We start from the raw sequence: 16,131 nt of genomic DNA on the forward strand, positions 1-16,131 counted from the left end.
CGCGCAATGACCCCGCGCACATGCCCTCGCGTAACTGCCCTCGCGCACGACAAGGAGGCTGCCCATGCCCGCGTCACTCCCCCTTCCCCTTCCCTTCTCCCCCTCCCGTTCCCCGCGCGTCGGCGTCTGGCTGATCGGGGCGCGCGGTTCCGTGGCCACCACCGTGGTCGCGGGGTGCGCCGCCGTCGCGGCCGGTCTGCACCCGCCGACGGGCCTGGTCACCGAATCGCCCGCCTTCGCCGACAGCGGCCTGCCGGCCCTGTCCTCCCTCGTCTTCGGCGGCCACGACACCACCGACTGCCCGCTGCCCAAACGCGCCGAACAACTCGCCGCCGGAGGAGTCCTCCCGGCCGGCCTGCCCGCAGGGGTCGACGCCGAACTCACCGCCGCCGACCGGGAGATCAGACCCGGAGGCCCCCTCCCGGGCGACCCCCGGAACGAGGAGCAACTGATCGCCGCGTTCACCGCCGACCTACGGGACTTCGTACGCCGGTGCGGTCTGGCGCGCGCGGTCGTGGTGAACGTGGCCTCCACCGAACCCGCCGCCAACGGGCCCGCGCTGCCCCCGAGTTCGCTGTACGCGGCGGCCGCCCTGCGCGCGGGCTGCCCGTACGTCAACTTCACGCCGTCCACGGGGCTGCACCACCCGGCGCTGGCACCGTTGGTCGAGTCGAGCGGACTGCCGTACGCCGGACGCGACGGCAAGACCGGCCAGACGCTGCTGCGTTCCGCCCTGGGGCCGATGTTCGCGCAGCGGGCGCTCACGGTCCGGGCCTGGTCCGGCACCAACCTCCTGGGCGGCGGTGACGGAGCCGCCCTGGCCGACCCGGCCGCCGCCGAGGCGAAGAACGCGGGCAAGGAGCGCGTCCTCGCCGACACCCTCGGCGCGACTCCCGAGGGCCAGGTGCACATCGACGACGTCCCTGTCCTTGGGGACTGGAAGACCGCCTGGGACCACGTCGCCTTCGACGGTTTCCTCGGCACCCGCATGATCCTCCAGACCATCTGGCAGGGCTGCGACTCCGCGCTCGCCGCACCCCTCGTCCTCGACCTGGCCCGCCTCACCGCCCGAGCCCACGAAGCCGCCCTCTCCGGCCCACTCACCGAACTCGCCTTCTTCTTCAAGGACCCCGTGGGCGAAGCGCCGTCGGCCCTGGCGGACCAGCACACGGAGCTGCGACGGCTCGCCCGGCGCTTGGAGGTCGGCGGACCGGGCGCGCGCGGCAAGCGGAACGCCCACGCCGAAGGGAACCCGCCCGACACACGGCGCACATCCACGACAGGGTCCGGCGAGGAGGCGAAGTGAGCGGGAGAGGATTGGCGAGAGCGAGCACTGATACGACGGGAACCCGTGGGACGGGAACTGGTAGGGCGGAGCCCGTTACGACGGAGCCCGTTACGGCGGAGACGAGGCGTGTCCGCATGCGTGCCCGCATGGGTGCCTGGGCCGAACTGCTCCGTCTGCCCGCACTGTTCACCGTCCCCGGCGACGCACTGGCAGGCGCGGCCGCAGTCGCCGCCCGCCCCGACCACCGGACCCTGCTCGCCATCGGTTCCTCCCTCTGTCTGTACGAAGCCGGCATGGCCCTCAACGACTGGGCGGACCGCGCGGAGGACGCGGTGGAACGCCCCCACCGCCCACTCCCCTCCGGCCGGGTGAGTCCCACCGCCGCGTTCACGGCGGCCTGTGCCTTCACCGCCGCCGGTCTCGCCCTGGCCGCCCGGGCCGGGCGCCCCGCCCTGACGGTCGCGGCTCCCCTCGCCGTCACCGTCTGGTCCTACGACCTCGCCCTGAAACACACGACCGCGGGCCCGTTCGCCATGGCCGCCGCCCGAGGTCTGGACCTCCTCCTGGGTGCCGCCGCCACAGCAGGCCGCACCCGCCCGGCGCTCCCCTCCGCGGCGCTCCTGACCACGCACACCCTCGCGCTGACGACCCTGTCCCGCCAGGAGACCCGCGCCGGCACACCGACCGCCGCCCTGGCAGCCCTGGCCACGACAGGCGCGCTGACCTGGCTCCTGCAACGCGGACAGTCACCCGACGAGGAGCCACGCAGCCACCAAGGACGGCCACCGCACGACCGACCGGCACACGCCCCTTCGCCACACGCCCCTTCGCCACACAACCCGCTGGTGCGCACCCTTCTGGCACACGGCCGTCCGGCACGCCGCCGACCCACGCCGTTGACCGTGGCCCTCGCCGCCGCCTACGCCACGACCACGGCCCGGCCCTATCTGCACGCCTCCCTCAACCCGTCACCTCCCCTCACGCAACGTGCCGTCGGCGCCGGCATCCGCGCCACCATCCCCCTCCAGGCCGCCCTCACTGCCCGATCCGGGGCCACCACCACCGCTCTGCTCACGGCAGCCTTGGCCCCGGTCGCCCGGAAACTCGCGAGGCGGGTGAGCATCACATGAACCCCGGGCACGCCGACCTCGGACACCCGAGCCTCGGGCACGTGATCTGCGGGAACGCTCCGCAGGACCGCGCTCCGCAGGACCGCGCTCCGCAGGACCGCGCTCCGCAGGACCGCGCTCCGCAGGACCGCGTCCCGCAAGAGCGAGCTCCGCACGACAACGCCCCGCACGAAGACGCCCCGCACGAAGACGCCCCGCACCAGACCGCCCGCCACACGAACCCCCTGTCTCCCGATCCAGGCGTCACCGCGCCCCCGCCCTCGTCCTCATCCCCGCTGCCGCCCTCACCCCCACTCCGTTTCGGCTACGGCACCAACGGCCTCGCCGATCTCCGCCTCGACGACGCCCTCTCCCTCCTCGCCGATCTCGGCTACGACGGCCTCGGACTGACGCTCGACCACATGCACCTCGACCCGTTCGCCCCGGACCTCGCCACCCGCACCCGACGCGTCGCGCACCGACTGGACACCCTGGGGCTCGACGTCACCGTGGAGACCGGCGCCCGCTATGTCCTCGACCCGCGCCGCAAGCACGGTCCCTCGCTCCTGGACCCGGATCCGGACGACCGTGCCCGCCGCGTCGGTCTGCTCCTGCGTGCCGTCCAGATCGCCGGTGACCTCGGTGCGCACGCCGTGCACTGCTTCAGCGGGACCGTCCCGCCGGGCACCGACACGGACACGGCATGGCAGCGCCTCGCCGACTCCCTCACCCCCGTCCTGGACACCGCCGCGACCGCAGGCATCCCTCTCGCGATCGAACCCGAACCCGGTCACCTCCTCGCGACCCTCGCCGACTTCCACCGGCTGCGCCGCACCCTCGGCGACCCGGCGTCCCTCGGCCTCACCCTCGACATAGGCCACTGCCAGTGCCTCGAACCACTCCCTCCCGCCGACTGCGTACGCGCCGCCGCTCCCTGGCTGCGGCACGTCCAGATCGAGGACATGCGTCGCGCTGTCCACGAACACCTCCCTTTCGGAGCCGGCGAGATCGACTTCCCGCCCGTCCTTGCCGCTCTGGCCGCGACCGGCTACCGCGGGCTGATGGTGGTCGAACTGCCCCGGCACTCCCACGCCGGCCCCCACTACGCCGAACTCTCCCTCCCGTTCCTGCGCCGCGCCGAGACAACCGCCCGAGGCACCCACCGCGCCGCCCCGAGGCCGCCCTCCTCCCTCGCCCCGACCGCCCAACCCGCAGCCCGCCAACGGCCCCCCTTCCGCGCCGCACTCCCCAGCCGACCGTCCCCGGCCGTGAACCCGCCCGTCGCACGACCCGGCGAGCCCTCCGCCACCCCAGAAGGAAGCGCCCCATGACCCCGCCCCCGGCCGGCCCGGCCACCCCGGAAGCGGGACACACGGGCCCCACTGTCACTCCCACCCCTCTCGACGTCCTGCACAGCCATCTCGACACCCACCTCCACGATTCCGCCCGCACCTGGTTCCACCAGGCTCTCGACGAGGCCGCCGCCCATCCCGGGATCCACGGGCCCATTTCCGTCTGGGAGTTGCGCCTCGCCGAGGCCGGGCGTCGCTGCGGCAGCCGGTACGCCGACGCCGCCCGGGTGCTCATCCTCCACGCGGCCCGCGCCGACCCGGACGCCCTGACCCGCGTCTATTTCCAGGGCACCGCCGACGAGCGTCGCGCCGTCCTGCACGCCCTGCCCCACCTCGTGCCCGGCCCCGACGCCGTCCCGCTCGTCGAGGACGCTCTGCGCACCCACGACACCCGGCTCCTGGCCGCCGCCGTCGGCCCCTACGCGGCCCGTCACCTCGCCGCCCACGCGTGGCGCCACGCCGTCCTGAAGTGCCTGTCCGCCGGAGTGCCCGTCGACGAGGTGGCGGGTCTCGAACACCGCGCCCGCGCCGACGCCGAACTCGCCCGCATGCTCACCGACCACGCCGCCGAACGCACCGCGGCAGGCCGTCCCGTACCCCCGGACCTGCACCGAGTCCTGACCCTGACCGACCCGACCACACCCACCGCGCCCAGCCGCCCCGAACCCGCACCACAGACCACACAGACCAGACCGCCGTCACCGCCCACGGCTCCACCCCGGCCGAACCCGAACTCCCCCGGCCCGCACAGCTCAGCCGTCCTCCGCACCGACCCCCACGGCAAGGAGTCCTGATGCGCATCTTCGACCCCCACATCCACATGACCTCGCGCACCACCGACGACTACGAGGCCATGCACGCGGCCGGCGTCCGCGCCGTGGTCGAGCCGGCCTTCTGGCTGGGGCAGCCCCGCACCTCGCCCGCCTCCTTCCTCGACTACTTCGACTCCCTCCTCGGCTGGGAGCCCTTCCGGGCCGCGCAGCACGGCATCGCCCACCACTGCGCGCTCGCCCTCAACCCCAAGGAGGCCAACGACCCGCGCTGCGCCGCCGTCCTGGACGAGCTGCCGCGCTATCTCCTCAAGGACCACGTGGTGGCCGTCGGCGAGATCGGCTACGACTCGATGACCCCCGCCGAGGACACCGCCCTCGCCGCTCAGCTCCAACTGGCCGCCGATCACGCCCTGCCCGCCCTCGTGCACACCCCGCACCGCGACAAGCTCGCCGGCCTGCGCCGCACCCTCGACGTCGTCCGGGAATCCGCCCTGCCCCTGGACCGGGTCCTGCTCGACCACCTCAACGAGACCACCGTGCAGGAGGCGAAGGACGCCGGCTGCTGGCTCGGCTTCTCCGTCTATCCCGACACCAAGATGGACGAGACCCGCATGATCGAGATCCTCCGCGTGTACGGCCCGGAGAAGGTTCTCGTCAACTCCGCAGCGGACTGGGGCAGGAGCGACCCCCTCAAGACCCGCAGGGTCGCCGACCTGATGCTCGCGGAGGGCTTCGGCGAGGACGACGTCGATCTCGTCCTGTGGCGCAACCCCGTCGCCTTCTACGGCCTCAGCGGTCGCCTCACCCTGGACGTGACCTCCCCCGACCCCACGCACGAGGGCAACTCCATCCTGCGCGGCGGGGAGTGACCGATGCGCTTCCGCCACCCCGACGGCACCACCGTCCACCTCGCGTACTGCACCAACGTGCACCCCGCCGAGACCCTCGACGGCGTCCTCGCGCAACTCCGGGACCACTGCGAGCCCGTCCGCCGCCGCCTCGGCCGCGACCGGCTCGGCATCGGCCTGTGGCTCGCCAAGGACGCCGCCCGCGCCCTCGACGCCGAACCGTCGGCCCTGCGCGTCCTGCGCACCGCGCTCGACCGGCGCGGCCTCGAGGTCGTCACCCTCAACGGCTTCCCTTACGAGGGGTTCGGCGCCGAAGAGGTCAAGTACCGCGTGTACAAGCCCGATTGGGCCGACCCCGAACGCCTCGACCACACCACCGCACTGGCCCGGGTCCTCACCGGGCTGCTCCCCGACGACGTCACCGAGGGCACCATCTCCACCCTCCCGCTCGGCTGGCGCACCGCCTGGAACGCCGAGCGCGCCGAGACGGCCCGCGCCGCCCTGCGCACCCTCGCCGACCGCCTGGACGCGCTGGCGGACCTGACCGGCCGCTCCGTCCGCGTCGGCCTCGAACCGGAGCCCGGCTGCATCGTCGAGACCACCGCCGACGCCCTCGCCCCGCTCACGGCCGTCGGCCACCCCCGTATCGGCATCTGTGTCGACACCTGCCATCTCGCCACCTCCTTCGAAGACCCGCACCCCGCCCTGGACGCGCTCGCCGCAGCCCGCGTCCCCGTCGTCAAATCCCAGCTATCAGCCGCCCTGCACGCCGAACACCCCCATCTCGCAGCCGTCCGCGAAGCCCTCGCCGCGTTCGACGAACCCCGCTTCCTGCACCAGACCCGCACGGTCACCGCCGCCGGTCTGCACGGCACCGACGACCTCGGCGAGGCCCTCGCCGGCACCGCCCTGCCCGCCGACCGGCCCTGGCGGGCCCACTTCCACGTCCCGCTGCACGCGGCCCCCGCCGCGCCGCTCACCTCCACACTCCCCGTACTCAAAGCCGCACTGACCCGGCTCGTCGGCGGCCCGCACCCGCTCACCCGGCACCTCGAGGTCGAGACCTACACCTGGCAGGCACTCCCACCCGAGCTGCGGCCGCGCGCCCGAGCCCAGCTCATCGACGGCATCGCCGCCGAACTCGCCCTGGCCCGCGACCTGTTGACGGACCTCGGGCTCAAGGAGCTGCCGTGACCGCTCTGGTGGCCAACAGTCCCGTACCTCTTCTCGTCCTCGACGTCGTCGGTCTCACCCCCCGTCTGCTCGACCACATGCCCCACCTCAGGGCCCTCGCCCAGGCCGGTTCCCGGGCCCCGCTCGGAACCGTCCTGCCGGCCGTCACCTGTGCCGCGCAGTCCACCTTCCTCACCGGCACGCTCCCGGCCGAACACGGCATCGTCGGCAACGGCTGGTACTTCCGCGAGCTCGGCGACGTCCTGCTGTGGCGGCAGCACAACGGTCTCGTCGCCGGAGACAAGCTGTGGGACGCCGCCCGCCGGGCCCACCCCGGCTACACGGTCGCCAATATCTGCTGGTGGTACGCCATGGGCGCCGACACCGACTTCACCGTCACCCCCCGTCCCGTCTACTACTCCGACGGCCGCAAGGAACCCGACTGCTACACCCGGCCCCCGGCCCTGCACGACGAACTCACTGCGAAACTCGGTACCTTCCCCCTCTTCCACTTCTGGGGACCGGGCGCGGACCTGGTCTCCAGCCGCTGGATCATCAACGCGACCCGCCACATCCTGCGCACCCGCCGACCCGACCTGGCCCTGTGCTACCTCCCTCACCTCGACTACGACCTCCAGCGCTTCGGCCCCGACGACCCCCGCTCCCTCCAGGCGGCCGCCGACCTGGACGCGGCCATGGCCCCGCTGCTGGCCGACGCACGCGCGCAGGGCCGTACCGTCGTCGCACTGTCCGAGTACGGCATCACCCGGGTGAGCCGGCCCGTCGACATCAACCGCGCCCTGCGCCGCGCGGGCCTGCTCGAGGTGCACACCCAGGACGGCATGGAGTACCTCGACCCGACGGCGTCCCGTGCCTTCGCGGTCGCGGACCATCAGCTCGCCCACGTGTATGTGCGTCGCCCCGAGGACCTGGAGGTCACCCGGTCCGCGCTCGCCGGACTGCCCGGCGTCGAGCAACTCCTCGACGACGAGGGCAAGAAGGCGCACCACCTCGACCATCCGCGCTCCGGCGAACTCGTCGCCGTGGCGGAGCCGGACGCCTGGTTCACGTACTACTACTGGCTCGACGACGCTCGCGCGCCCGATTTCGCCCGACTCGTCGAGATCCACCGCAAACCCGGCTACGACCCGGTCGAGCTGTTCATGGACCCGCTCGACCCGTATGTGAAGGTCAAGGCGGCCACCGCCCTGGCCCGCAAGAAGCTCGGCATGCGCTACCGCATGGCGGTCGTGCCCCTCGATCCGTCACCTATTCGAGGCAGCCACGGCCGCCTTCCGGCGAGCGACGACGACGGTCCGCTCCTCATCTGCTCCACCCCCCGTTCGCTCGGCGACCGCGTCGCGGCCACCGACGTGAAAGCACTGCTGCTCCAACTGGCCGGTCTGTGCTGACTGGTTGCCGAATGGTCACAAGTGAAGCACTCACCACTGACAACGCCCCCCGATCCCGAGGAGTTCCAGACATGAGCCGCAATTTCGACACCGACACCAACCCCGAACTCGCCCACCGCCTGACCAGACGAGGCATGCTCGGCGTCGCCGCGGGAGCCACCGCGGCCGCACTGCTGGGAGCCGCCGCGACCCCGGCCACGGCAGCGCCCGCCACCGGCACCGGCACCGGAGCGTCGGTCACCGGCCGTGGCCGTCCCGTCCTGCCCCCCGGCCGGCTCGGCATCCAGCTCTACAGCCTGCGGGACAAGGTCTCCACGCTGGGCTTCGCCGCCGTATTCGCCGAGTTGGAGAAGTACGGGTACGACGAGGTCGAGTTCGCCGGCTACACGCAGGGCTCCGCGGGCCCCATCACCCTCGCCCAGCTCAAGCGACTCGCCCGCAACCACGGCCTGACACCGATCGGCAGCCATGTCGGCTACTACGCCGACGACCCGAACGCGTACACCTTCGCCCAGAACCTCACCAAGGTCCTCGACGACGCCCAGGCCCTCGGCCTCAAGCACATCGGCACCGCCTCCGGCCCGTTCCGCTACGGCTCCACCGTCGACGCGTGGAAGCGCGCGGCCGAGGAGTTCAACACGTACGGAGCGGCGGCCAGGGCCCGCGGCATGAAGTTCTACCAGCACAACCACTCCGACGAGTTCGGCTTCGCGACCGACCACCCCAAGGTCCGCCTCTACGACGTGCTGCTCGCCGAGACCGATCCCGACCTGGTGTTCCTGGAGATGGACATCTACTGGGCGTACGTCGGCCAGTTCCGCTTCTCGACGCGGACCGACGGCAGGCCCGCGCCCTTCGAGCCGCTGGACTACGTACTGAGGCAGCCGCACCGCTACCCGCTCTTCCACGTGAAGGACGGCGTCAGCGACCCCGCCGACCAGTTCGGGTACCGGATGGTCGACGTGGGTGACGGCGACATCGACTACCAGCGGTTCATCTCCGCCGTCACCCGGCTGCGCGGCGAGCGCCTGGCCCACCACTGGCAGGCCGAACACGACAACCCGGTCGAGTCGTTCGCCTTCGCCCGGAAGTCGAGCGCGCACCTGCACTCGCTGCGCGAGAAGTGCTGAGCACCCGACACCGGATGCGCCGGACACACCGGATGTGCTGAGTACGCGCACGCGCGCGTGGAGGCCCACCCGAGGGACGTAGGGAGTGAGCCTCCACGCGCGCGTGCGTCGTCAGCCGGTGGGCCGGGGGGCCGAGGCGATCTCCCCGCTGTTCCGCCCGGGCTGTCGCAGCAGCAGGGCGATGCCCGCCGCCGCCATCGAGACGCCGCCCGCCAGCGCGTACGCGCCGTTGTAGCCCCAGGCCGCGACGACCATGGAGCCGAGTCCGCCGCCGAACAGGCCGCTGATCAGCTTGCCGCTGTACGCGAGCCCGTAGTTGGTGGCGTTGTAGTTCTCGCCGAAGTAGTCCGGGGTGAGGGCCGCGAACAGCGGGTAGAACGCGCCGCCGCCGAAGCCGGACAGGAAGGCGAAGAACAGGAACAGCCATTCGCTCCTGACGTCACCGGCCCAGATCACGCCGAACTGCGCGAGCCCCAGGACGACGATCACGAACACGAGCGTGGGCTTGCGGCCCCACCGGTCGGACAGCCAGCCCACGACCCCGCGGCCGACGCCGTTGACGACCGCCATGACACCCATGGACGAGGCCGCGACCAGCGGGCCGAAGCCGATCTCCTTGGCGTAGTCCACCTGGAAGGAGATCCCGAAGATCGACACGCCGGCCGTCATCACGATGGAGAGCCACATCAGGGGCAGCATGCCGGTCCTGATGGCCTCCTTCGGCGTGTACTGCCGTACCGCCGGAGGGTTCTTGGCCAGGCTCGCCGCGTTCCTGCTGTCGCCGGCGAACGTCAACGGGTCGAGGTCGGCGGGCCACCAGTTCTTCGGCGGGTCCTTGAAGAAGAACGCGCACCCGAACACCACGACCATGATGTAGCAGCCGATGAGGTCGAGGACGCGGTGGTAGTTCGCCGTGTCGAAGCCGTAGTTGAAGATGAATATGAACGGCAGCGACCCGTACGCGAACCCGCCGTTGACGAAGCCGGTCCGGGCGCCGCGCCGCTCCGGGAACCACTTGCCGACCATGTTGATGCAGGTCGCGTAGACCAGACCGGCCCCGATCCCGCCGACCACCCCGAACCCCAGGATCGCCGCCAGGACGTCGTCCAGGTGCGACAGGGCGAGGAAACCGACCAGGCACATCCCGGAGCCCACGTACATGGCCCTACGGGCCGTCAGGACGCCCTTCTCGCGCAGCCAGCCCGCCGGGAAGGCGATACCGGCCTGGAAGAACACCCAGACGCTGAGGATCCAGAAGGTGTTGCTCTGCGTCCAGCCGTGCGCGCGGGACAGGGTGTCCTCCGCCGAGCCGTACGCGTACTCGAAGACGCTGATCGCCATCATGGCGAGCCACGGCAGATAGATCATGAGCCTGCGGGAGTGGCCCAGGATGTCGCGGTCGGTCTCGCCGATGCGGTAGACGCGGCCGCGGGTGTCGGTCACCTCCTGGTAGGGACGGTGTGCGGTGCCGGTCGAAGAGCTGTTCGTTGCGAGGGGATCTGCCGTCATGTCAGGCCATTTCCTCACCGAGCGGATGCGGGTTGGGGACGATGCGACGACTGGTCTTCGGCCTCCCGGGCGCCTTCAGGAAGAGCGCCGGCACGGCGGACGCGAGACCGATGGAACCGGCCAGGACGAACGCCCCTCGGAGCTGTGGACCATGCCGTGGTTGCCGGCGTCGTTGTTCTCGCCGAAGCGGATCTTCGGGTCGTCCAGGTGCGACGCGAACAGGAACAGATCGAAGAGTCGGTGGTCGTTATGTGGCTCGGCACCCCGTGCGTCGAAAACTCTGGCCGGCGCCCCCTGTCCCATGCCTTTCGTGCGCGCACGGGGCCCGGGCCTGCCGACGCGCACCGTCGGCCGGCCCCGTGCCTGGTCACGTCATGAACCGCCCCCCAACAACCCCGCCGCCCGCGCCCACCGGTACTTCGCGCCGAGCACGGCCACCGGCTGCTCCGTCGTGTACGGGTACGCCACGACGCCCCGCTCGTAGAGGTACTGGCAGGCCTCCTCGACCTCCACGTCACCCGCGAGCGACGCCACGACGGGCTTCTCTATGCCGCGTTCGCGGAATTCGGCCACCACGCGCGCGGTGAGCTCCGCGAAGACCATCGGGGGAGTGACGATGGTGTGCCAGTAGCCGAGCACCAGCGCGTGGATCCGCGGATCCTCCAGCCCCAGCCGGATCGTCGCCTCGTACGTCGACGGCGGCTCGCCCCCGGTGATGTCGACCGGGTTGCCCGCGGCCCCGAAGGGCGGGATGAACGCCCGGAACGCCGCGTCCAGATCCGGCGGGATCTCCATCAGGGTGAGACCGTTGTCGGTCACCGCGTCCGACAGCAGCACCCCGCTGCCGCCCGCACCCGTGATGATCACGACGTTGTCCCCCTGAGGGGTGGGAAGCACCGGCAACGCGCGCGCGTACTCCAGCATGTCGTTCAGCCCGGGTGCCCTGATGACGCCCGCCTGCCGCAGGATGTCGTCGTAGACGGCGTCGTCGCCCGCCAGCGCCCCGGTGTGCGAGCCTGCCGCCTTCGCACCCGCCGCCGTACGGCCCGCCTTCAGGACGACGACCGGCTTCTTCGGCACGGTAGCCCGCGCGGCCTCGACGAAGGCGCGGCCGTCCTTGAGGTCCTCCAGGTGCATCGCGATGCAGTCGGTGTGCGGGTCCTCGCCGAACCAGGTCAGCAGGTCGTCCTCGTCCAGGTCCGACTTGTTGCCGAGCCCCACGATCGCCGACACGCCCGTCTTCGTGGTGCGCGCGAAGCCCAGAATGGCCATCCCGATGCCACCGGACTGCGAGGTCAGCGCCACCCCGCCCCTGACGTCGTACGGCGTGCAGAACGTGGCGCACAGGTCCTGCCAGGTCGAGTAGTAGCCGTAGATGTTCGGCCCCAGCAGCCGCACGCCGTAGCGCTCGCCGATCGCCACGATCTCGTCCTGGAGCGCCTGCTCGCCGGTCTCCGCGAACCCGGAGGGGATCAGCACGGCGTTCGGGATCCCCTTGCGTCCCACCTCCTCCAGGGCCGCGGCCACGAACCTGGCGGGGATCGCGAAGACCGCCACATCCACCTCACCGGGAACGTCGGTGACACTCCGGTACGCCTTGCGGCCCAGGATGTCGTCGGCCCGGGGATTCACCGGATGGATGTCCCCGGCGAAACCGCCGTCCACGAGGTTGCGCATCACCGAGTTGCCGATCTTGCCCGGCTCGTTGGAGGCGCCGATCACCGCGACGGAGCGCGGCTCCATCAGGCGGCGCATCGACGTGAGGATCTCCGCGCGCGTGTAGCGCCGGCGCTCCTTGACCGGCGTGTCGGACAGGATCACACGGATGTCCGCGGCGACCGCGCCCTCCGGCGTGGCGATCACCGGGTTGAGGTCCACCTCGGCGATCTCGGGGAAGTCCGCGACCAGTTCGGACACCCGGCGGATCTGCTCGGCGACCGCCCACCGGTCCACCCCGGCCTGGCCGCGCACCCCGCGCAGGATCTCCGCCGCCCGGATCGAGTCCAGCATGGACAGCGCCTCGTCGGCGTCCACGGGCGCCAGCCGGAACGTGACGTCCTTGAGCACCTCGACGAGCACCCCGCCGAGCCCGAACGCCACGACCTTGCCGAACGTCGGATCGGTGACCGCCCCGACGATGACCTCCTGCCCCTTCGGCAGCAGCTCCTGGATCTGCACGCCCTCGATACGGGCCGCGGCGTCGTACGCGCGCGCGTTCTCGACGATCCGGTGGAACGCCGCCCGCACGTCGGACGCGCCCTCCACCCCGACGACGACCCCGCCCGCGTCGGTCTTGTGCAGGATGTCCGGCGAGACGATCTTCATCACCACGGGGCCGCCGAAGCGCGCCGCGTACGCGACGGCCTCCTCGACGTTCGTGGCCAGTTCCTCGCCCGGTACGGCGATCCCGTACGCGTCGGCGATCACCTTGCCCTCGGGCGCGGTGAGCGCGGTGCGCCCCTCGGCGCGCACCGCGTCGAACAGCGAACGCACCCTGAGCATCCGGTCCTCGGCCATCACGTCAGATCACCCCGTTCGACTTGAGCAGGCGCAGTTCCTCGTCCCCGAGGCCGAGTTCGCCGACGTACACCTCTTCGTTGTGCTCGCCGAGCAGCGGTGAGCCGGTCACCTCGACGGGGGAGTCGGAGAGCTTGAGCGGGCTGCCCACGGTCACGAACTCGCCGCGCTGCGGGTGCGGTACGCGGACCACCATCTCGTTGGCGATCAGCGACTCGTCCTCGATGATCTCCTTGGTGGAGAGGATCGGCCCGCATGGGATGTTGTGGGCGTTGAGCCGCTCCAGCACCTCCCACTTGGGCAGCGTCGAGGACCACTCCTCGATCAGTTGGAACATCTTGTTCAGCTTGGGCAGCCGGGCCCGGGGCGTCGCCCACTCGGGGTCGTCGGCCAGCTCGGGCCGGCCGATCAGCTCGCTGAGCGGCTGCCAGCCGACGGGCTGCACGATGACGTACACGTAGTCGTTCGGGCCGCCCGGCGCGCACTTGACCGCCCAGCCGGGCTGGCCGCCGCCGGACGCGTTTCCGGAACGGGGAACCTCTTCGCGGAAGTCGTCGTTGGGATATTCAGTGAGCGGCCCGTGTGCCAGGCGTTGCTGGTCCCGCAGCTTCACCCGGCACAGGTTGAGTACGGCGTGCTGCATGGCCACGTTGACCCGCTGCCCACGCCCGGTGTTCTCCCGCTGGTACAGCGCCGCGAGAATCCCCGCCACGGCGTGCACACCCGTCCCCGAGTCCCCGATCTGGGCCCCCGTCGCCAGCGGCGGCCCGTCCTCGAAACCGGTGGTCGACATCGACCCGCCCATGGCCTGCGCGACGACCTCGTACGCCTTGAAATTGGTGTACGGGCCGTCCCCGAACCCCTTGATGGAGGCATAGACGATTCGCGGATTGATCTCCTGGATGCGGTCCCAGGTGAAGCCCATACGGTCGACCGCGCCCGGTCCGAAGTTCTCGACCATGACGTCGGAGCGCCGGATCAGCTCGGTGAGGATCTCCTTGCCGCGTTCGGTCTTGGTGTTGAGGGTGATGCTGCGCTTGTTGCAGTTGAGCATCGTGAAGTAGAGGGAGTCGACATCCGGGAGGTCGCGCAACTGCCCGCGCGTGATGTCACCGGACGGTGCCTCCAGCTTGACGACGTCCGCGCCGAGCCAGGCGAGCAACTGGGTCGCGGACGGGCCCGACTGGACGTGCGTCATGTCGAGGACGCGGATGCCTTCGAGAGCCTTGGTCGACGTTTCTGAGATCGGGGTCATCGGAGTCATCGGGGGCACCTCACTTGTACATCGTCTGGTTCATCGTGCCGGGGGCGTACGCGTCCGGGTCGACCCAGACGTTGATCAGGGACGGCTTCCCGGACTCCCGGGCGCGTTGCAGCGCGGGGCCGATGTCGGCGGGGTCGCGCACCTCCTCGCCGTAACCGCCCAGCATCTGGGCGAACCTGTCGTAGTGGACGTCGCCGAGGGTGTTGCCGACCCGTTCGCGCTGCGGGCCGTACTTGGCGGCCTGGCCGTAACGGATCTGGTTCATGGAGGAGTTGTTGCCGACGATGCCGACGAACGGGAGGTCGTAGCGGACGAGCGTCTCGAAGTCCCAGCCGGTGAGGGAGAACGCCCCGTCGCCGAAGAGGGCGACGACCTCCTTGTCGGGCCGCGCCTGCTTGGCGGCCAGCACGAAGGGGATGCCGACGCCGAGGGTGCCCAGCGGGCCGGGGTCCATCCAGTGACCGGGTGACTTGGGCTGCACGACCTGCCCGGAGAACGTGACGATGTCGCCGCCGTCGCCGATGTAGATGGAGTCCTCGGTGAGGAAGTCGTTGATCTCGCTCACCAGGCGGTAGGGGTGGATGGGGGAGGCGTTCGAGCGCAACTGCGGCAGCCGCTTTTCGAGGGCGGTCTGCTCGGCCGCCCGCAGCTCGTCGAGCCACTCCTTGCGCCTGGACGCACCCCCGTTGATGCGCCCGGAGGCCGCCTCGGTCACCGACTTCAGCACCAGCCCGGCGTCGCCGACGATCCCGAGGTCGACGTCGCGGTTCTTGCCGACGGTGCGGTAGTCGAGGTCGATCTGCACGACGGTCGCGTCCGGGGACAGCCGCTTGCCGTAGCCCATCCGGAAGTCGAAGGGCGTGCCGACGATCACGATGACGTCGGCGTGGGAGAAGGCGTAGCGGCGGGAGAGCTGGAAGTGGTGCGGGTCGCCGGGCGGCAGGGTGCCGCGGCCGGCCCCGTTCATGTACGCGGGGATGTTGAGCGTGCGCACGAGGTCGACGGCGGCCTCGGTGCCCCGGGTCGTCCACACCTGGCTGCCCAGCAGGACGGCCGGTTTCTCGGCGTGCACGAGCAGGTCGGCGAGCTTCTCGATCGCCTCGGGGTCGCCGGCCGACCGGGTCGAGGCGCGGTAGGCGCCCTCCTTCGGCACGCGCGCCTTGGCCACCGGCACCTTGGCGTCGAGGACGTCGCGTGGGATCTCCAGGAAGGACGGGCCGGGCGCGCCGTGGTAGCACTCGCGGAACGCCATCGACACCATGTCCGCCGCGCGCGCCGTGTCCGGCACGGTCGCCGCGAACTTGGTGATCGGCGTCATCATGTCGACGTGCGGCAGGTCCTGAAGTGACCCCATCTTGTGCTGGGTGAGCGCCCCTTGGCCGCCGATCAGCAGCATCGGGGACTCCGCGCGGAAGGCGTTGGCGACACCGGTGACGGCGTCGGTGGTGCCGGGTCCCGCCGTGACGACCGCGCAGCCGGGCTTGCCGGTGATGCGCGCGTAGCCGTCGGCGGCGTGGGCGGCGACCTGTTCGTGGCGCACGTCGACGACTTCTATGCCCTCGTCGACGCAGCCGTCGTAGATGTCGATGATGTGGCCGCCGCACAGGGTGTAGATGCGGTCGACCCCCTCTGCCTTCAGCGCCTTGGCAACGAGATGACCACCGGAGATCACGTCCTGGGTGTCGTCGGGCATGGCGAAGTCCTGTCCCTTCGTAGGGGGATGGGATGCAGTCGTCGGTACATTGCATACAGTCGA

The 16,131-nt window shown here is 71.2% G+C and carries 12 protein-coding genes and 1 pseudogene; 8 read left to right on the plus strand and 5 right to left on the minus strand.

Features of this window, described 5'->3' with window-relative positions; translation table 11 throughout:
* Window positions 1–64: 64 nt before the first annotated feature.
* The 8 genes from BMZ82_RS05265 (at window position 65) to BMZ82_RS05300 (ending at window position 9,085) form a co-directional block, all read left to right on the plus strand.
* Complete coding sequence (locus BMZ82_RS05265) at window positions 65–1,306, plus strand: inositol-3-phosphate synthase (protein WP_093772178.1); 1,242 nt, start codon at window positions 65–67, stop codon at window positions 1,304–1,306.
* A gap of 116 nt (window positions 1,307–1,422) precedes the next feature.
* Window positions 1,423–2,418 carry an SCO3242 family prenyltransferase gene (locus BMZ82_RS05270; RefSeq protein ID WP_093772180.1) on the plus strand — a complete coding sequence of 332 codons (996 nt, stop codon included), beginning with the start codon at window positions 1,423–1,425 and terminating at the stop codon, window positions 2,416–2,418.
* A 224-nt stretch (window positions 2,419–2,642) separates the two neighbouring features.
* The gene (locus BMZ82_RS05275; protein WP_371271155.1) at window positions 2,643–3,728 is read left to right on the plus strand and encodes a sugar phosphate isomerase/epimerase family protein; all 1,086 of its coding nucleotides are present in this window, start codon (window positions 2,643–2,645) and stop codon (window positions 3,726–3,728) included.
* Window positions 3,725–4,543, plus strand: a complete 819-nt coding sequence (locus BMZ82_RS05280) for an EboA domain-containing protein (RefSeq protein WP_177244396.1) — start codon at window positions 3,725–3,727, stop codon at window positions 4,541–4,543. Before BMZ82_RS05275 ends, BMZ82_RS05280 begins: the two co-directional genes overlap by 4 nt.
* Window positions 4,543–5,391 carry a TatD family hydrolase gene (locus BMZ82_RS05285; RefSeq protein ID WP_093772182.1) on the plus strand — a complete coding sequence of 283 codons (849 nt, stop codon included), beginning with the start codon at window positions 4,543–4,545 and terminating at the stop codon, window positions 5,389–5,391. The genes BMZ82_RS05280 and BMZ82_RS05285 overlap by 1 nt, the downstream gene beginning before the upstream one ends.
* 3 nt (window positions 5,392–5,394) lie before the next feature.
* Window positions 5,395–6,564 (plus strand): metabolite traffic protein EboE, encoded by a 1,170-nt coding sequence (gene eboE, locus BMZ82_RS05290; protein WP_093772184.1) that lies wholly within the window; start codon window positions 5,395–5,397, stop codon window positions 6,562–6,564.
* Window positions 6,561–7,955 (plus strand): alkaline phosphatase family protein, encoded by a 1,395-nt coding sequence (locus BMZ82_RS05295; RefSeq protein ID WP_093772186.1) that lies wholly within the window; start codon window positions 6,561–6,563, stop codon window positions 7,953–7,955. Before eboE ends, BMZ82_RS05295 begins: the two co-directional genes overlap by 4 nt.
* Before the next feature lie 71 nt (window positions 7,956–8,026).
* Window positions 8,027–9,085 carry a sugar phosphate isomerase/epimerase family protein gene (locus tag BMZ82_RS05300; protein WP_093772188.1) on the plus strand — a complete coding sequence of 353 codons (1,059 nt, stop codon included), beginning with the start codon at window positions 8,027–8,029 and terminating at the stop codon, window positions 9,083–9,085.
* Between the two features lie 111 nt (window positions 9,086–9,196).
* Here BMZ82_RS05300 and BMZ82_RS05305 read toward each other — a convergent pair whose 3' ends face one another.
* The 5 genes and pseudogenes from BMZ82_RS05305 to BMZ82_RS05325 all read right to left on the minus strand — a co-directional run bounded on the left by BMZ82_RS05305 (window position 9,197) and on the right by BMZ82_RS05325 (window position 16,068).
* Window positions 9,197–10,594: an OFA family MFS transporter gene (locus tag BMZ82_RS05305; RefSeq protein ID WP_177244397.1), complete on the minus strand. Its 1,398-nt coding sequence runs from the start codon at window positions 10,592–10,594 to the stop codon at window positions 9,197–9,199.
* 1 nt (window position 10,595) lies between these two features.
* Window positions 10,596–10,780, minus strand: a pseudogene (locus BMZ82_RS41610) (MFS transporter); the annotation flags it as partial.
* Window positions 10,781–10,966: 186 nt separating this feature from the next.
* On the minus strand, window positions 10,967–13,111 hold the full coding sequence (locus BMZ82_RS05315) for an acetate--CoA ligase family protein (protein ID WP_093772460.1): 2,145 nt from the start codon (window positions 13,109–13,111) through the stop codon (window positions 10,967–10,969).
* 4 nt (window positions 13,112–13,115) lie between these two features.
* A complete protein-coding gene (frc, locus tag BMZ82_RS05320; protein ID WP_371271150.1) occupies window positions 13,116–14,375 on the minus strand; it encodes a formyl-CoA transferase in 1,260 nt (419 codons plus the stop codon).
* A 10-nt stretch (window positions 14,376–14,385) separates the two neighbouring features.
* Window positions 14,386–16,068, minus strand: coding sequence for a thiamine pyrophosphate-binding protein (locus BMZ82_RS05325; protein ID WP_093772190.1), 1,683 nt, complete (start codon window positions 16,066–16,068; stop codon window positions 14,386–14,388).
* Window positions 16,069–16,131: the final 63 nt, after the last annotated feature.

The organism is Streptomyces sp. yr375 (assembly GCF_900110755.1).
In the GTDB taxonomy this organism is placed as follows: Bacteria; Actinomycetota; Actinomycetes; order Streptomycetales; family Streptomycetaceae; genus Streptomyces.